Origin of the sequence: Bradyrhizobium sp., from assembly GCF_035701725.1 — a bacterium.
Taxonomy (GTDB): domain Bacteria; phylum Pseudomonadota; class Alphaproteobacteria; order Rhizobiales; family Xanthobacteraceae; genus Bradyrhizobium.
The window spans coordinates 1-16,703 of record NZ_DASSRP010000338.1 but is presented as its reverse complement, the minus strand read 5'-3'; the positions used below and the strand labels follow the sequence as shown (position 1 = coordinate 16,703).

Here is a 16,703-nt window from a genome sequence, read left to right as displayed (position 1 = left end):
TGCCCTCGATGGCGCCGGCGGTGCCGCGCGTCGCCTGCTGGATCGAGGCGACTTGCGCCGCGATCTCCTCGGTCGCCTTCGCGGTCTGGCTCGCCAGCGACTTGACCTCCGAGGCCACCACGGCAAATCCACGGCCGGCATCGCCGGCGCGGGCTGCCTCGATCGTAGCATTGAGCGCCAGAAGATTGGTCTGTTCGGCAATCGCCGTGATCAGCTTGACCACATCACCGATTTCCTGCGCGGCCCGCGACAGCTTGCCGATACGTCCGTCGGTCTGTTCGGCCTGAACCACGGCGGCCTCGGCAATCCGGTTGGACTCCTGTGCCTGTCTGCCGATTTCGTCCACCGATGCTGAAAGCTCTTCCGTTGCGGACGCAATCGACTGCATGCTGCTGGAGGCATGCTCTGATGCGCCCGCGGCCTGGCCTGAAAGATCCTGCGTGGTCTCCGCGGTCCGCGTGAGCGTTCCGGCGGAGGCCTCGAGCTGATGGGCCGAGGCAGAAACACTGGCGACGATGCCGCCAACGGCGGCTTCGAATTCGTCGGCGAAACGTATCAGTTCGGCGCGCCGACCGGCGGCGGCGGCCTGGTTCTGGCGATCAAGCTCAGCCGCATCGCGTTCCGCCTTGGCGACCGCCTGAATCTTGAATTCTTCGACGGCGGCGGCCATCTCGCCGAGTTCATCCTTGCGGCCGAGGCCCGGAAGCACCACGTCGAAGTTTCCGCTTGCGAGCTCGCGCATGGCCTTGCACATCGCGGTCATCGGCCGCGACATTCCCGTCCCCAGCAGCAGCGCCAGCACTCCGCCGAGCACGATGCTGCCGATCGCGAGCATCACGATCAGGTGCTGCGTTTCGCTGATGGTCGCACTGGATTCGGCGTCGAGCCGCTGCTGGTCGGCAAGCAGATCCGCCTTCATGGCGTTCGACGCCTTCAGGATCGCGGCTGTGGAATCCGCCATCTCGACCGAGAGCTCGTCAACTTCCTTGGCGTTATCGATCAGCTTGGTGAGCGCCTTGCGATACTCCTCGAGCTGGACCGCCGCGTCCTTGATCGCCTGCGCGACCTTCGGGTCCTTGGCGGGAATGGCCTGCAACGCCGTCTCGACAAATTTGAGACGCGCGACCGCGCTTGCGGCAACCGATTGGTCGGAATTGACCAGGAACGTATTGGAGAGCGCTGCCGCGGTCTGGAACTGCGCCGCCACCTTCTTGCTGGCCAAGGTAACCGCTGCAAGCTCTGAGTCGTCCTCGACCCCGCTCGGCAGGTCGTCGAGCTTGTAGCGCAGCAGGTTGCCGCTGCGCATCAACTGGTTCTGGCTGACCAGTTCGCTGTCGCGCTTGGATTTCACGACGTCGGCGAAGATCTTGGTGAAGGCGTGGAATTCGCGCGCCAGGCGCGTCACCTGATTGATGCGCGCCGGATTGGTCGTGCTCTTCATCGACTGGTCGATGGCGCCCTTCAGCGCACCTTCCGCCGCAAGCGCCGCCTTGGCATCCTCTTCCTTTCCGGTCACGACGTAATACCGGGCCAGCGCCCGGTAGGAGAGCAGCTCCCGATCGATGTTCTGCGCCAGATCTGATTCGGTGACGCTTGCGCGATACGCGGCGACGCCATCCAGAACCCGGCCGAAGCCGAGATAGGCGAACCCCATGCTGACAGCGGAAACGGCGAGCACCACGGCAAAGCCGAGACTGATTTTTCCGCGGAACCTCAAGGCAGGCAGCTTTGGCACCGCAAATTGCAGCTTGACACCTCTTAAGAACCTCACCCCGGACCCCCTGCCGCCATTGCGCTGCCGGGCCTCGCTTTCAGGAGTCCCGGTAACCGGAAACCTAGAATAGAATGAATAAGAGGCCGTAAACCGCAGGTGCGGGACGAGCGGGCGAAAACGCCGGCCTTCAGGCCGCATCGGTCACCCGTTGACGGATATCGGCCGTTTGACGAACTATTGGCGATCCCTCATCCCGTGACGGGTACATGGTAAACAAAGTGCCCGACGCTCCGGCCCCTCAGACTGCGACCGCAAGTTCGGGCCCGTTGACAGGTCTGCGGGTCGTTGAGTTTGCCGGCATCGGTCCCGGACCTTTCGCCTGCATGATGTTGGCCGACATGGGCGCCGACGTCATCACCTTCGACCGGCTGAACGCCAACAAGAACCAAAAATCGGCGACGGGACGCGGGCGGCGCATCGTCGAACTCGATCTCAAGGATGAGGCTGCGCGCGGTCGGGTCCTCGACCTGCTCGAGCATGCCGATGCCCTGATCGAAGGCTTTCGACCTGGCGTCATGGAGCGGCTCGGGCTCGGCCCCGACGCAGTTCACGCGCGGAATCCGCGCCTGGTTTATGGACGCATGACCGGATGGGGCCAGCACGGCCCGCTGGCGCAGGCCGCCGGTCACGACATTAATTATATCTCTGTGACCGGCGCGCTCGCTGCGATCGGTCCCGCCGAAAGGCCGGTACCGCCGCTCAATCTAGTCGGCGATTTCGGCGGCGGGGCGCTTTATCTCGTCGTCGGGGTGCTCGCTGCGCTGCTCGAAGCCAGGCAATCCGGCAAGGGACAGGTCGTCGATGCCGCGATGTGCGACGGCGCGGCGTCGCTGATGACGATGTTTTTCGACTTCATGGCCGCGGGGCGCTGGGCCGACGGGCGAGAAAGCAACTTTATCGACGGCGGCGCGCATTTTTACGGCGTCTATGAATGTGCCTGCGGTCACTTCATCTCGATCGGGTCGATCGAACCGCAATTCTATGCGCTGCTGCGCCAGCGCGCCGGCCTGTCGGATCCGGCGTTCGATGCGCAGATGGATCGCGAGGCCTGGCCGGCGCTGAAACAGAAGCTGGCCGCGATCTTCAAGAGCAAGACCCGCGAGGAGTGGTGCAACATCATGGAAGGCACCGACATCTGCTTCGCGCCGGTGTTGAGCCTGTCGGAAGCCCCGCTGCACCCGCACATGGCGGCGCGACACACGTTTGTCGAACGCCATGGGACGATCCAGCCTGCGCCGGCGCCGCGCTTTTCACGAACACCATCGGTCATTCGCGAAACCGCGAAATCTGATATCGTCGATATCATCAAAGCCTGGCGGGCGGGAACATAGCAGGAAACGATCATGGCGCTGCAACTCCGGCCGAACTGCGAATATTGCGACAAGGACCTGCCGCCGCATTCGCTCGACGCGCGCATTTGCAGCTACGAATGCACGTTCTGCGCAGCTTGCGCCGACGAAAAACTGGATAACGTCTGTCCGAACTGCGGCGGCGGCTTTGTTCCGCGCCCGATCCGTCCCGTGCACGAATGGCGGCCGGGCGTTTCGGTCAGCCATCATCCAGCCTCGACCAAGCGCGTTCACCTCAAATACGAGCTTGAGGATATCGCCGCGCATTCGACACGCATCAGGGATATTCCGCCCGAGCAGCGCTGAGACGGCGCGTCATGATTCCGCAGGCAGGATCGTTCCCTCGACCTCGCCGAAGCCAACGCGGTAGCCGTCACCCTGACACCAGCCGCGCATCGTCAGCGAATCTCCATCCTCGAGAAACGTCCTGGCAACGCCGTCGGCCAGTGCGAGGGGTTCGGTGCCGTTCCAGGAAATCTCGAGCAGGCTGCCGCGCTGGCCTTTTTCCGGGCCGGAAATGGTGCCGCTGCCTAAGAGATCGCCGACATTCATCGCGCAGCCGGAAGAGGCGTGATGCATCAATTGCTGCACCGAAGACCAGTACATGTATTTGAAATTGCTCCGGCAGATCCGTGCCGGCTTGTTCATCGAAGCCGCGCGCAAGCCAACCTCGAGTTCGATGTCGTAGTTGTTGGGCGCCGCCTGCTGCAGATATGACAGCGGGGGCGGCGTTTGCGCAGGTCCCTCGCATCGAAACGGCTCCAGCGCCGCCGACGTGACCACCCATGGGCTGATCGAGGTCGCGAACGCCTTGCCCTGGAACGGGCCGAGCGGCACATATTCCCATTGCTGGATGTCGCGCGCGCTCCAGTCGTTCACGAGCACAAAGCCGAAGATCATCGCCTGCGCCTGCGCTTCGGTCAGCATGCCGCCTATCGGCGAGGCCTGTCCGATCACGGCGCCCATTTCGAGCTCGAAATCGAGCCGCTTGCTCGGACCAAAGCTCGGGTTCTCCGCACCTGGCGGCTTCAGTTGCCCGCGCGGACGCCGCACTCTAGTGCCGGACACCACGACGGTCGAGGCGCGGCCGTTATAGCCGATCGGCATATGCAGCCAGTTCGGCTGCAGCGCGTTGTCCTTGCCGCGGAACATGGCACCGACGTTTGTGGCGTGCTCCTTTGACGAATAGAAATCGGTAAAGCCAGCGACGTGAAACGGCATGTGCAGCTTCGCCTCACGCATCGGCACCACGGCCCGCTTGCGCAGCTCCTCGCTGTCGCGCAGCTCGCCATGGTCGTGACGCAAGAGCTCGCTGAGCCGCGCGCGCGTACGTGCCCAGACCTGCGGTCCCTGCGACATGAACCCATTCAGCGCAGGGGCGGAAAACGTACCAGGCTCGACCTGAAGCCGGCCATCCTGCTCGAGTTCCCAGAGATCGAGCACGTAATCGCCGATCGCAACCCCGATGCGCGGCGCAAGGCCATGCGCGGAGAACACGCCGTAGGGCAGATTCTGGATCGGAAAATCCGATTCGCTATCGACCGGGATGAAGGAGCGAAGCGCGGGGTCGTTGGGATGGGGCATGTCTGACCTTGCCTGTTCGAGGCCGTCATTCCGGGCGATGCGTGAGCATCGAACTATGGCGCACAATTGTGCGCCTGAGAATCTCGAGATTCCGGGGTCTGGCCTTCGGGCCATCCCGGAATGACGGCGAATTCGAATTACTGATGCGAATTCACGGCTTCTTCGGATCGAACCGCTTTTCCAGCCCCTTCCAGCAATCCGCATAATCATCCTGCAACGTCTGCGATGACGCGGCATGCGCCGTGACCCGCTGCGGAAATCGCGTCTCGAACATAAAGGCCATGGTGCCGGCGAGTTTGACCGGCTTGAGTTCGCCGTTGCTGGCATGATCGAAAGCTTCGCGGTCGGGGCCATGCGGCAACATCATGTTGTGCAGGCTGATGCCGCCAGGCGTGAAACCTTGCGGCTTGGCGTCGTAGACGCCGTAAATCAGGCCCATGAATTCCGACATGATGTTCATGTGATACCAGGGCGGGCGGAAGGTATTTTCGGCGACCGCCCATCGCTCCGGAAAGATCACGAAATCGATATTCGCGGTGCCGGCGGTTTCCGACGGCGAGGTCAGCACGGTGAAGATCGACGGATCCGGATGGTCGAAACCGATCGCACCGACCGGCGAGAAACGTCGCAAATCATATTTATAAGGTGCGTAATTGCCGTGCCAGGCCACCACGTCGATCGGCGAATGCGGCAGTCTGGTCTTGAACAGCACGCCGCCCCATTTCACGAACAGCTCGGTCGGCGTTTCCTTGTCTTCGTAGGCTGCAACCGGCGTCAGAAAATCGCGTGCATTGGCGAGGCAATTGGCGCCGATCGGGCCGCGCTCCGGCAACGTGAAGGCGCCGCCGTAATTCTCACAGAGATAACCGCGCGCCGGCCCCGCGGTGAGCTCGACGCGAAATTTCACCCCGCGCGGAATCACCGCGATCTCGCCCGGCTCGATATCGATGCGCCCGAATTCGGTGACGAAGCGCAACTTGCCCTGTTGAGGGACGAACAGCATTTCGCCGTCGGCATTATAGAAGTGCTGATCGACCATCGACCGGGTGATCAGAAACACGTGCGCCGCCATGCCGGCTTGCGTCGCGGCATCGCCCGCGGTGGTCATGGTCTGCACGCCCTCAAGGAACGTCATCTCCTGGTCGGGGATCGGCGCCGGATCCCAGCGCAATTGGCCGATCGTCATGTCCTGCTCATGGCAAGGCGCGGTTCGCCACAGACCAATATCGACCTTTTCGAAACGACCGGAATGTCGAACGGACGGCCTTATCCGATAGAGCCAGGAGCGCTCGTTGCTGCCGCGCGGCGCGGTGAACGGCGAGCCGGACAATTGCTCGGCGTAGAGCCCATAGGCGCAACGCTGCGGCGAATTGCGCCCGATCGGCAGCGCGCCGGGCAGCGCCTCGGTCTCAAAACTGTTGCCGAAGCCGGACATGTAGCCCGGCGTCAGGTCAGCGGAGCTGCGAGAGACGGCATCAGGAGAGGTATTGATGTTCATCGTCATTCTCCTTGCAGGGCGGCCCACATTTCCCGGTCCCGCTTGTCGGTCCAGATCACGGGATCGTCGATCCCGGAAGCCTCGTCGAAAGCACGCGAGACATTAAACGGCAGGCAGTGCTCGTAAATCGCAAAACTCGAGAATTTCGGGTCCATCACCTCGCGCGCCGCCGCCATCGCATCCTTGAGGCTGCGTCCCTTGGCGACGGAGGCTTCCGCCGCGCCATAAAGCGTCGATACAAAATCGCGCGTCATGGCGATGGCCTCGCGCGTCGTGGACAGGCCCTTGAGCGCATCGCCGCGGCCCGGCGCGATCGCCTTGGGATTGAAGGCACGGATTTCGTTCAGGGTCGACGGCCATTCGCGCAAATAGGCGTCGCCGCAATAACAGGCCGAATGATATTCGATCAGGTCGCCGGAGAACATCACCTCCGCGTCCGGCACCCAGGCGACGATGTCGCCGGACGTGTGCCCGGCGCCGAGTTGCATCAGGCGCACCTCGCGCTTGCCGAGAAAGATCGACATCTCGCCTTCGAAGGTCAGCGTCGGCCAGGTCAGTCCGGGAATACTCTGGGCGTCCTGAAACAAACGGGGGAAGCGGCCATATTCCGAATCCCAGTCCTGCTGACCCCGCTCCGCCACGAGCCGCCGCGTCTCTTCGGATGCGACGACCGCCTGCGCGTGATAGGCGGATGCGCCGAGCACGCGCACCGCGTGATAATGCGACAGCACGACATATTTGATCGGCTTGTCGGTCACCGAACGGACGCGCTCGATCACCTTTTGCGCCATCGCCGGGGTCGCCTGCGCGTCGAAGACGAGGCAGCCGTCTTCTCCGACGATGACCGCCGAATTCGGATCGCCCTCGGCCGTAAAGGCGTAGAGATCCGTTCCTATTTCAGAGAAAGTGACCTTCTTCTCGGCCATGTCGGCTGTCGATGCAAATCCCTTGGCCATCGCTTCCAATCCCATTTCGTTATTGTTGTTGCTGCTGTTGCTGGCTCGCTTCCAGCATCCGCCGTTTTGCCAGCTCAATGGCCTCGCGCAAGACCTCGAGGTCGCCGATGTGGTTGGCGAGGATGAGTACCAGCGCCGCGTCGAGATCGGCGCTCGCCTCATCGCTCAAGCCGTGATGGGCCTCGACGATGGCGCGGAAGGCATCGTCCGGCTTTTCAAAGTTCGAGCGGGTCAATAACGCCATAACACCCTCAACTGTTGCTCGATGCACGCGCTAGCGCAGCGTCGATTGCCTCACGCGTGGGCCTGCGGAAACGCGCGGCGACATAACCGTCCGGGCGCAGCAGATAGGCCGTGCCAGGCTCGGCATCATAGCGCAGAGCGGCCAGGCTTGCGAAATCGGCGTCGCGGCGGTCGCCAATCCTGATCACGCCGACGTCGCCGGGTGGCTCAATTGCCGAGCCGTTGGCAAATTCAAGAAGCGTGAACCGCCGGCCGCATTTCAGGAACGCATCGGTGAGATATTCGGTCCCACTGCCGCCCCGGGCGATCGGAACGTCGAGCATCGAGGCGCCCGGGCATGGACCGCTGCGCCAGCCGCCGCCATCCGGCGTTGACAGTGGCGTGTCGTAGACCGACGGCACCGACAGCCGGCCACCATTGACCATGCGCTTGGCGAATTCGGTTTCCTTGGCGAGCGACAGCACCGCCTTGCGCAACCGCGCCTCAACGGGCGAATTCGGCGCCATGAAATCGGTCGAGCGGGTGGATTCGCGGATGTTTTCGTCCGCCGCCTGGCTGCGCTCGATGTGGTAGCTGTCGAGCAGCGTTTCGGGCGAAGCCCCGCGCAGCACGCGATCGAGCTTCCAGCCGAGATTTTCCGCATCCTCAAGCCCCGAATTGGCGCCCCGCGCTCCAAACGGCGAAACCTGATGGGCAGCATCGCCGGCAAAGATCACCCGGCCGTGGATGAACCGCGCCATGCGCCGGCACTGGAATTTGTAGAGTGAGATCCACTCGAAATCGAACTGATCGTGGCCGAGCATGCGCGCAATGCGCGGCCGGACATTTTCCGGCCGCTTCTCGATCAGCGGATCGGCGTTGCGATCGAGCTGCAAGTCGATGCGCCAGACATCGTCCGGCTGCTTGTGCAGCAGCGCCGATCGTCCGGCATGAAATGGCGGATCGAACCAGAACCAGCGTTCCGTTGGAAATTCGGCTGTCATCTTGACGTCGGCGATCAGGAACTGGTCTTCGAACACCTGCCCGGCAAAGTCCGCGCCCACCATCTGCCGCAGCGACGAGCGCGCGCCGTCGCAAGCGACGACATATTTGGCTGCGATGCGATACGTCCCGTCAGGCGTGTCGATCGACAGGACCGCGTGATCGTTGCGTTGTTCTAGCCCGGCCACCCGGTTGCGCCAGCGCAGGGAGATGTCCGGCAGCTCCATTACGCGATCGACCAGATAGGCTTCGGCATAGAATTGCTGGAGATTGATGAAAGCCGGCCGCTTGTGCCCTTGTTCGGGCAGCAGATCGAATTGGTAGAGCAGCGAGGGGCCGTGAAAGATCTTGCCGATCTGCCAGACCACGCCCTTGTCGACCATGCGCTGGCCGACACCGAGCCGGTCCCAGAATTCAAGCGAGCGTTTCGAGAAGCAGATTGCGCGTGAACCCTCGCCGATCCGGTCGGCGTCGTCGAGCAGCACCACCCTCTGTCCGCGCTGGGCAAGGTCGATCGCAAGCGACAATCCGACCGGACCGGCGCCGACCACGACCACCGGATGCATGGCAATCTCAGCACTATCCTGATCTGCATGGCGGCGGTAGCCAAACCGGGTTTTGGCCTGCAAGTCGGATTGGCTTTTATCTGGTGCCATCTGCTCCCTGCCCTGATGAGAGGGAACCGGTGCCGGCAGACTAGCAGACGCCGCGAGCATCCGGAAAGCCGCAAGCCGCGTTCACTTCACCGCCGTCACGACGATCTCGACGATGTGCGGGGGCTCCAGCTCGACACCGATGCAGGCCCGCATCGGCGGGTTGGCCCTGTCCACCCATTCGTCCCAGGCGCGGTTCATCTCGCTCTTCAGCGCCATGCCGTTGATATAGACGATGGCCGAGAGAATCTTGCTCTTATCGGTCCCGCACAGCGCCAGGCCCTCGTCGATCCGTGCCAGCGCCTTCTGGGTTTGCTCATACATCAACGGCGCAACCGGGTCGGGCGCGACCGCCACTGTCATTACGAGGTCGCCGTGAACGACGGCGCGGCTCCGTGTCGGCGTCAAACCTGGAAAGCGGGTAATCATTTCACACCAGCCTACTTGGCAAACGAGCGCGACGGCGCCTGATGCAGTGCGAAGGCATCGGTCTTGTCGCCGGCACGCGGGTAGATTTCGGCGACCAGCGGATCGTGACCGGGAATGATGCGGTCGGGATGGCCGGCGAGGCGCTCGACCTTCTCCCAACCCGCGCACATGTCGCCGATATTGTAGACGATCGGAAACGGGCTGCGACGATGGAGATTGCCGTAAAAATGCGCCGCATCGGAAGCCAGCACGACCGGGCCGCGCGCGGTTGCGACCCGCACGACCTGCAGGCCGTCCGAATGACCGCCGACATGATGCACGGTAACGCCGGGCGCGACTTCGCCATCGCCCGCGTAGAAGGTCACGCGCTCGCCGTAAACATGGCGCACCATCAGGGTCACATGCTCGACTGAAAACGGATGACGGAGTGCGCCGAAGCACATGCAGCGGCCTGTGGCGTAGCTCATCTCGCGTTCTTGCAGATGAAAGCGCGCCCTCGGAAACAGGTCGAGATTGCCGGCATGGTCATAGTGCAGATGGGTGACGATGACATCGCCGATCGCATCGGGATTGACGCCAAAGCGCCCCAGCGCCTCGGCCGGATTGAGCGTGATCTTGCGGCTTCGCGCCGTCGCTTCTTCCGCATTGAAGCCGGTATCGACCAGAATGTTGCGTCCACCGCCACGAACCAGCCAGACAAAATAATCGAGGTCGGACGCCGCCGTCTCGTGCGGGTCGGGCGTGATGTAGTTCATGTTGGGGGTGCGCGGCGACATGGTCGCGTAGCGGAGCGCATAGATCTCGTAGGTCGTTTCCATCGGTTCAGCTTCTTGTTGTTTAGACCGCCCCCAGCAAGCCATCACCCTGCCAAAAGGTCAAACCGCTGGCCGGTCATGGTACGAATGTCAAATCCACTTAAGCAGATGAAAATGGCGGCCAACGGCCATGTGTCGAGGCGATGACACCCGGGGCGCCTTGTCGCGGGACAAGGCGCAGGAGTCCATGTTGATCGTCGTGCGCGGCGATTTGCGCCGTCGGCGGCGGTTGACACCCGAGAGGTGCGCGGTTTGATAATGCGATTTTCGTGAGATAAAGTTGTCGCCGCGCGCGAGCTTGGGGCGGGCGCTTAGTGCCTGAACTGACTTCGGAAATTGGCTGGACGGGAGCAGAATGACGATCCGCCTTTCATTGCTGGCTCTCTTGGTATGCTTGCTGGCGCCGATTGCCCCGTCGGATGCGACGGCTGCAGACCGCCTCGCGCTCGTCATCGGCAACGCCAAATACCCCGATGCCGATGCGCCGCTGAAGGAGCCGGTCAATGACGCCCGTAGCGTCGCCGAGGAGCTCAAGCGGGATGGATTCACGGTCGACATCGGCGAGAACCTCACCGCCGACGGCATGCACAAAGCCCTCGAACGGCTCTATGGCCGCATCAAGCCGGGGAATGTGGCGCTGATTTTCTTCAGCGGCTTCGGCATTCAGTCCAACCGCCAGAGCTTCATGATCCCGGTCGACGCCCAGATCTGGACCGAGGCGGATGTCCGGCGCGATGGCATCAGCCTCGAAACCGTGCTGGGCGAATTCAACAACCGCGGCGCCGGCGTCAAGATCGCGCTGATCGACGCCTCGCGCCGCAATCCTTATGAACGCCGCTTTCGCAGCTTCTCCGCCGGACTTGCGCCGGTGATTGCGCCGAACGGCTCGCTGGTGATGTATTCGGCCGCGCTCAGCTCCGTCATGTCCGACAACGGTGGTGACCACAGCCTGTTCGTTCAGGAGTTGCTCAAGGAAATTCGGGTCCCCGACCTGATGGCGGAGGAGACGCTCAATCGCACCCGCGTCGGCGTGACCCGTGCCTCGCGGAGCGAGCAGGTGCCGTGGATTTCGTCATCGCTCGCGGAAGACTTCTCTTTCATCCCGGGCGCAAAGGCGGTCGCGGCGCTTCCGCAACAGCCGGCCGCCGAGCCGCCGCCAGCGCAACCATCCGCGCCGTCCAAAGCCGAGGCGCCCAAGTCAGAACCGCCCAAGACCGAACCACCCAAGACCGAACCGCCCAAAGCCGAGTTACCAAAGGCTGAGCCGCCAAAGGCCGAGCTGCCCAAGGTCGACACCTTGCCAATTCCGCCGCCGCCGGCGGTCCGTCCCAACAACGAACCGCCGACCCCGGCCCCGCCTGCGCTCGCCGATGATCCGACCATCAAGATGCTGAATCAGAAGATCGCGGAAAATCCGGACGACTCTGGTGCTCTGTACCGCCGCGGCCAGGTCTATGCCAGCAAGGGCGCCTACGATTTTGCGATCAAGGATTTCGGCGATACCATCCGTCTCAACCCCAAGGATGTCGAAGCTTACAACAACCGGTGCTGGGTCCGTGCCGTGGTTGGCGAGCTGCAGTCAGCGTTGAGAGACTGTAACGAGGCGCTTCGGCTGCGTCCGAACTTCGTCGACGCTCTCGACAGCCGCGGATTGGTCAACCTGAAGAGTGGAATGACCAAGAACGCCATCGCCGATTTCGACGCCGCCCTCAAGATAAATCCGCGGCTCACCTCCTCGCTATATGGGCGCGGTTTGGCCAGACAGCGCAGTGGCGCCGTTTCGGACGGCGAAGTCGATATCAATAATGCGAAGGCGATGGACCCGAACATCGTCAAGGAATTTGCGGACTACGGCGTGCGCTGAGACAACTCGGCGCAAGACCGGCCAAGGCACCTGCCGATGCCAGCTCTGAACTGATCTCACGTCTCACGCGACTACGTCCCTGAAGGAGAATTGGCAATGTTCGGCAGATCGGCGAGGCGCGCCTCCGTCGCGGTTTTTTCGCTGGTTGCGATTGGCGCGCTTTCGTTTCACGCCGCCAGGGCCGAGGACGTGACCGAGGACCAGATTCTCAGGGCGCTGACACCGGAGAAGCTGCCGCTCACCCGCGGCCTTTCGATGGGACCACCGGCACAGACACCATCTTCAACTGATGCAGAGAGCAAATTCCTGCAATCGCTCCGCAACCGGCCCTCGCACTCGTTGTCGATGGGAGAGCGCGAACAGATTGCCGCTGTCGTCAGGGACAAGCCGAAGATCGATCTGGAAATCAACTTCGACTACAACTCCGACCGGATCAGCGCTAAGTCGCTGCCCTCGGTCCAGGCGCTGGGCCGGGCGCTGGCAAGCTCCGACCTGAAAGGATCGACCTTTGTACTGGCGGGCCACACTGACGCCGCCGGCGGGGAGGCCTACAATCAGGACCTGTCGGAACGGCGGGCTGATTCGATCAAGCGTTATCTGGTCGAAAAGGCCAGCATTCCCGCTGCCAATCTCGTCACGGTCGGCTATGGCAAGACCAAGTTGAAGGACCCGGCCAATCCACTGGCCGAGGTGAATCGCCGCGTGCAGGTCGTCAACATGGAAAACAAGACCACCGCCTCGAAATAAACGTTCGCTGAAATAATTTGACCTTTGTACGCCCGATGAGGGAGCGCCGAGCCCGGCAATGAATTTATCCCGATACCTGAGACCTTTGCTGGCCGTCGCGCTCTTCGTAGTCCTGGGGATCGGATGGTACGCGTTCGAGCACCGGTCCCGCCCCGAGGAGGGAGCATCGGCCAATGCGCTGGTTGTCGTCACCAAATCCACCAACGCCTGCTTCTCCGATCTGGTGCGGGTGACCGGATTTGCGGTGCCGCGCCGTGAAGCGGTGGTGTCGGTGGATCAGGAAGGCGCGAAAGTTGCCGACGTGCTGGTCCGCGAAGGTGAGACGGTTGCCGAAAACCAGGAACTGGCGCGGCTGATCCCGCCATCGGGGACCGGCAATTCGGCGCGCCTGGCAGTATCGCTGCGCGCTCCGGCTGCAGGCCTCGTCACCCAGGTCAACACCATCGTCGGCGCCCCCGCCTCACCCCAGGCAGGACCGATGTTCCGAATTGCGGTCAACAACGAGATCGACCTTGATGCCGAAGTCCCCGCGGTTCACATGATGAAACTCAACCCCGGTGCGACGGTTCGAATCAGCCGCGACAACGGCCCTGACATCGTCGGCCGTCTGCGGCAGGTCGTGCCGCAGATCGATCGCAACACCCAACTCGGTCACGTCCGCATCACCCTGACCGGCAATCCCGCCATCAAGATCGGGATGTTTGCCCAGGCCAGCATCGATGCCAAACGCAGCTGCGGCGTCGCGATTCCGCGCACGGCGATCGACCACCTTACGGTGCAAGTGGTCAAAGGAAATACTGTGGAGACACGAAAAGTGAAGGTTGGGCTCGTGTCGGATACTTCAATCGAGATTCTTGAAGGCCTCGATGTCGGCGAAATCGTTGTGGCTGATGCCGGCTCTTCGCTACACGATGGCGACCGGATCAGGACAATGTTCGCCGAAGACCTCGATCGAACGCGGGTGCGCTGATGGCTCTCAATATCTCGGCTTGGTCGATCCGCCATCCACTTCCATCCGCCGTGTTTTCGATCATCTTGTTGGTGCTCGGCTGGATCAGCTTCACCAAGCTCGCAGTCACGCGACTGCCGAGCGCCGATATCCCGGTGATCTCCGTGACGGTCTCGCAATTCGGCGCGGCGCCCGCGGAACTTGAATCCCAGGTCACCAAGACCATCGAAGACGGCGTGTCGGGCGTCGAAGGCGTGCGGCACATTTCATCGTCGATTACCGATGGATTGTCGGTAACCACGATTCAGTTTGCGCTCGAAACCAATACCGATCGCGCGTTGAACGACGTCAAGGACGCGGTCACGCGCGTGCGCGCCAACCTGCCGCAGAACGTCAACGAACCTTTGATCCAGCGCGTCGACGTCATCGGCTTGCCGATCGTCACCTATGCGGCGATCTCGCCCGGCAAGACGCCGGAGCAGCTGTCTTACTTCGTCGACGACGTCGTCAAACGCGCGCTGCAGGGCGTGCGTAACGTCGCCCAGGTCGAACGCATCGGCGGCGTCGAGCGCGAGATTCTTGTCTCGCTCGATCCGGACCGCCTGCAGGCGGCCGGACTGACTGCGGTCGACGTCTCGCGCCGCCTGCGCGGAACCAATGTCGACCTCGCCGGCGGCCGCGCCGAAATCGGCAAGAACGATCAGGCCATTCGCACGCTGGCCGGCGCCAAGACGCTCAACGAACTCGCCGGAACCATGATCAGCCTGCCGACCGGCGGCGAAGTCAGGCTCGACGATCTCGGTACCGTCACCGACACCATCGCCGACCGCCGAACCTTCGCGCGCTTCAACGGCGAGCCGGTCGTGGCGCTCGGCATCAAGCGCTCGAAGGGCGCGAGCGACGTTGTGGTCGCTGCCGCCGTGCAGAAGCGCATCGACGCTTTGAAGATCGCGCATCCCGAAGTGGATCTCAGGCTGATCGATACCTCGGTCGAGTATACCAAGGGCAACTATGAAGCGGCGATTTCGACCTTGTTCGAGGGCGCCATCCTCGCCGTCGTCATCGTGCTCTTGTTCCTGCGCGATATCCGGGCCACCATCATCGCCGCGATCTCGCTGCCGCTGTCGATCTTCCCGGCGTTCTGGGCGATGGACATTCTCGGCTTTTCGCTCAACCTTGTCAGCTTCCTCGCCATCACGCTGTCGACCGGCATTCTCGTCGACGACGCCATCGTCGAGATTGAGAATATCGTGCGGCACATGCGGATGGGCAAATCGCCATACCGCGCCGCGTTGGAGGCCGCCGACGAAATCGGGCTGGCCGTGATCGCGATCTCGTTGACGATTATCGCGATCTTTGCGCCGGCAAGTTTCATGTCGGGGATCGCAGGACAGTTCTTCAAGCAGTTCGGCATCACCGTGTCGGTGCAGGTGTTCTTCTCGCTGCTTGCGGCGCGATTCGTGACGCCGGTGCTTGCGGCCTATTTCCTAAAAGACCATCCGCACGACGACCCGCCGCCCGGCCGCATACTTCAGGCCTATATCAGGCTCGTCACCTGGTCGGTCCAGCACTACCTGATCACGGTCCTGATCGGATTTGGCATCTTCGCCGCCTCAATCGGTAGCATCTCGCTGCTCTCGCAAGGCTTCCTGCCGGCGCAGGACACCGCGCGCTCGCTACTCGCGATGGAGCTGCCGCCCGGCTCTCAGCTCGGCTATACCGAGAAGGTCACCGAACAGATCGTCGCGCGCCTGCGCAAGCGGCCGGAGGTGCGAAATGTCTTCGTCGACGGCGGTCGGGTGCCGCCGGGAACGTTCGAAGTCCGCCGCGCAGCGCTGATCATCAACTACACGCCGAAAACCGAACGCAAGATCACCCAGCGCGAGCTCGAGCTGTCGATCAGCAAGGAGCTCGAAAACGTTCCCGATATCAGGTTCTGGTTCCTCGACGAAAACGGCTTGCGCGCGATCTCGCTGGTCGTCACCGGTGCGGACAGCAACATCGTCAACAACGTCGCCAGCGAACTCGCCAACCAGATGAAGCGGATTCCGCTGATCGCCAACGTGATCTCGGAAACGTCGCTGGACCGGCCGGAGCTGCGCATCCAGCCGCGCGCCGATCTCGCGGCGCGGCTCGGCGTATCCACCGAGAGCTTGTCGGAAACCATCCGCGTCGCCACGATCGGCGATGTCGGCCCGGCGCTCGCCAAGTTCGACGCCGGCGATCGCCAGGTGCCGATCCGGGTTCAGCTTGAGGACGCGGCGCGAGGCGATTTGAATATCCTCGAGCAGTTGCGCGTGCCGCTCGGCGGCGGGCGCGGCGGCGTGCCGCTGTCGGTGGTCGCCGACATCAAGCTCGACCAGGGGCCGACCAGCATCAACCGTTACGACCGCGAGCGGCAGGCCACCGTCGCCGCCGATCTCGTCGGCTCATCGGCGCTCGGCGATGCGACCAAGAAGATCTACGAACTTCCTGTGATGAAGAGCCTGCCGAAGGGCGTCAGCATCAAGCAATCGGGCGATGCCGACAACATCGCTGACCTGCAGACCGGCTTCAAAACCGCGATTACCGCCGGGCTGATGATGGTCTATGCAGTGCTGGTGCTGCTGTTCGGGACCTTCCTGCAGCCGATCACGATCCTGTTCTCGCTGCCGCTGTCGATCGGCGGCGCGATCTTCCTGTTGATCGTGACCGGGAGCAAGCAGCTCACCATCCCGGTGTGGATCGGCATCCTGATGCTGATGGGCATCGTCACCAAGAACGCGATCATGCTGGTCGATTTCGCGGTGGAATCGATTCACGCCGGCATGGCGCGCGACGCCGCGATCGTGGATGCCGGCCAGAAGCGCGCACGGCCGATC

At 62.7% G+C, this 16,703-nt stretch carries 14 protein-coding genes; 6 read left to right on the top strand and 8 right to left on the bottom strand.

Annotated elements, in window-relative coordinates:
• Positions 1–1,771 (bottom strand): HAMP domain-containing methyl-accepting chemotaxis protein (locus VFL62_RS20430; protein WP_325174197.1); only part of this gene is annotated, 1,771 nt, incomplete at its 3' end.
• A 221-nt stretch (positions 1,772–1,992) separates the two neighbouring features.
• On the opposite strand from VFL62_RS20430, the gene VFL62_RS20425 reads away from it, so the two are divergent.
• Both VFL62_RS20425 and VFL62_RS20420 read left to right on the top strand, forming a co-directional pair.
• Positions 1,993–3,105 carry a CaiB/BaiF CoA transferase family protein gene (locus tag VFL62_RS20425; protein ID WP_414644790.1) on the top strand — a complete coding sequence of 371 codons (1,113 nt, stop codon included), beginning with the start codon at positions 1,993–1,995 and terminating at the stop codon, positions 3,103–3,105.
• 12 nt (positions 3,106–3,117) lie between these two features.
• Positions 3,118–3,429, top strand: a complete 312-nt coding sequence (locus VFL62_RS20420) for a DUF1272 domain-containing protein (protein WP_325174195.1) — start codon at positions 3,118–3,120, stop codon at positions 3,427–3,429.
• Positions 3,430–3,438: 9 nt separating this feature from the next.
• Here VFL62_RS20420 and fahA read toward each other — a convergent pair whose 3' ends face one another.
• From fahA to VFL62_RS20385, 7 genes are all read right to left on the bottom strand, one after another.
• Positions 3,439–4,707: a fumarylacetoacetase gene (gene fahA, locus VFL62_RS20415; RefSeq protein ID WP_325174194.1), complete on the bottom strand. Its 1,269-nt coding sequence runs from the start codon at positions 4,705–4,707 to the stop codon at positions 3,439–3,441.
• A 151-nt stretch (positions 4,708–4,858) separates the two neighbouring features.
• Positions 4,859–6,205, bottom strand: a complete 1,347-nt coding sequence (gene hmgA, locus VFL62_RS20410; RefSeq protein ID WP_325174193.1) for a homogentisate 1,2-dioxygenase — start codon at positions 6,203–6,205, stop codon at positions 4,859–4,861.
• 2 nt (positions 6,206–6,207) lie between these two features.
• Entirely contained in the window at positions 6,208–7,161 is a 954-nt protein-coding gene (locus tag VFL62_RS20405) for an MBL fold metallo-hydrolase (RefSeq protein WP_325174192.1), read from the bottom strand.
• Between the two features lie 19 nt (positions 7,162–7,180).
• Positions 7,181–7,405 (bottom strand): DUF2783 domain-containing protein, encoded by a 225-nt coding sequence (locus VFL62_RS20400; protein WP_325174191.1) that lies wholly within the window; start codon positions 7,403–7,405, stop codon positions 7,181–7,183.
• A 7-nt stretch (positions 7,406–7,412) separates the two neighbouring features.
• Positions 7,413–9,041 (bottom strand): FAD-dependent oxidoreductase, encoded by a 1,629-nt coding sequence (locus tag VFL62_RS20395; RefSeq protein ID WP_325174190.1) that lies wholly within the window; start codon positions 9,039–9,041, stop codon positions 7,413–7,415.
• A gap of 81 nt (positions 9,042–9,122) precedes the next feature.
• On the bottom strand, positions 9,123–9,401 hold the full coding sequence (locus VFL62_RS20390) for a Rid family hydrolase (RefSeq protein ID WP_325174189.1): 279 nt from the start codon (positions 9,399–9,401) through the stop codon (positions 9,123–9,125).
• 77 nt (positions 9,402–9,478) lie between these two features.
• Positions 9,479–10,285 (bottom strand): N-acyl homoserine lactonase family protein, encoded by an 807-nt coding sequence (locus VFL62_RS20385; protein ID WP_325174188.1) that lies wholly within the window; start codon positions 10,283–10,285, stop codon positions 9,479–9,481.
• Between the two features lie 352 nt (positions 10,286–10,637).
• Between VFL62_RS20385 and VFL62_RS20380 the strand changes: the two genes are divergently transcribed.
• From VFL62_RS20380 to VFL62_RS20365, 4 genes are all read left to right on the top strand, one after another.
• Positions 10,638–12,146, top strand: coding sequence for a caspase family protein (locus tag VFL62_RS20380; protein ID WP_325174187.1), 1,509 nt, complete (start codon positions 10,638–10,640; stop codon positions 12,144–12,146).
• 96 nt (positions 12,147–12,242) lie between these two features.
• A complete protein-coding gene (locus tag VFL62_RS20375; RefSeq protein WP_325174186.1) occupies positions 12,243–12,893 on the top strand; it encodes an OmpA family protein in 651 nt (216 codons plus the stop codon).
• A 58-nt stretch (positions 12,894–12,951) separates the two neighbouring features.
• Positions 12,952–13,863: an efflux RND transporter periplasmic adaptor subunit gene (locus VFL62_RS20370; RefSeq protein ID WP_325174185.1), complete on the top strand. Its 912-nt coding sequence runs from the start codon at positions 12,952–12,954 to the stop codon at positions 13,861–13,863.
• Positions 13,863–16,703 (top strand): efflux RND transporter permease subunit (locus tag VFL62_RS20365; RefSeq protein WP_325174184.1); only part of this gene is annotated, 2,841 nt, incomplete at its 3' end. The genes VFL62_RS20370 and VFL62_RS20365, both read left to right, overlap by 1 nt.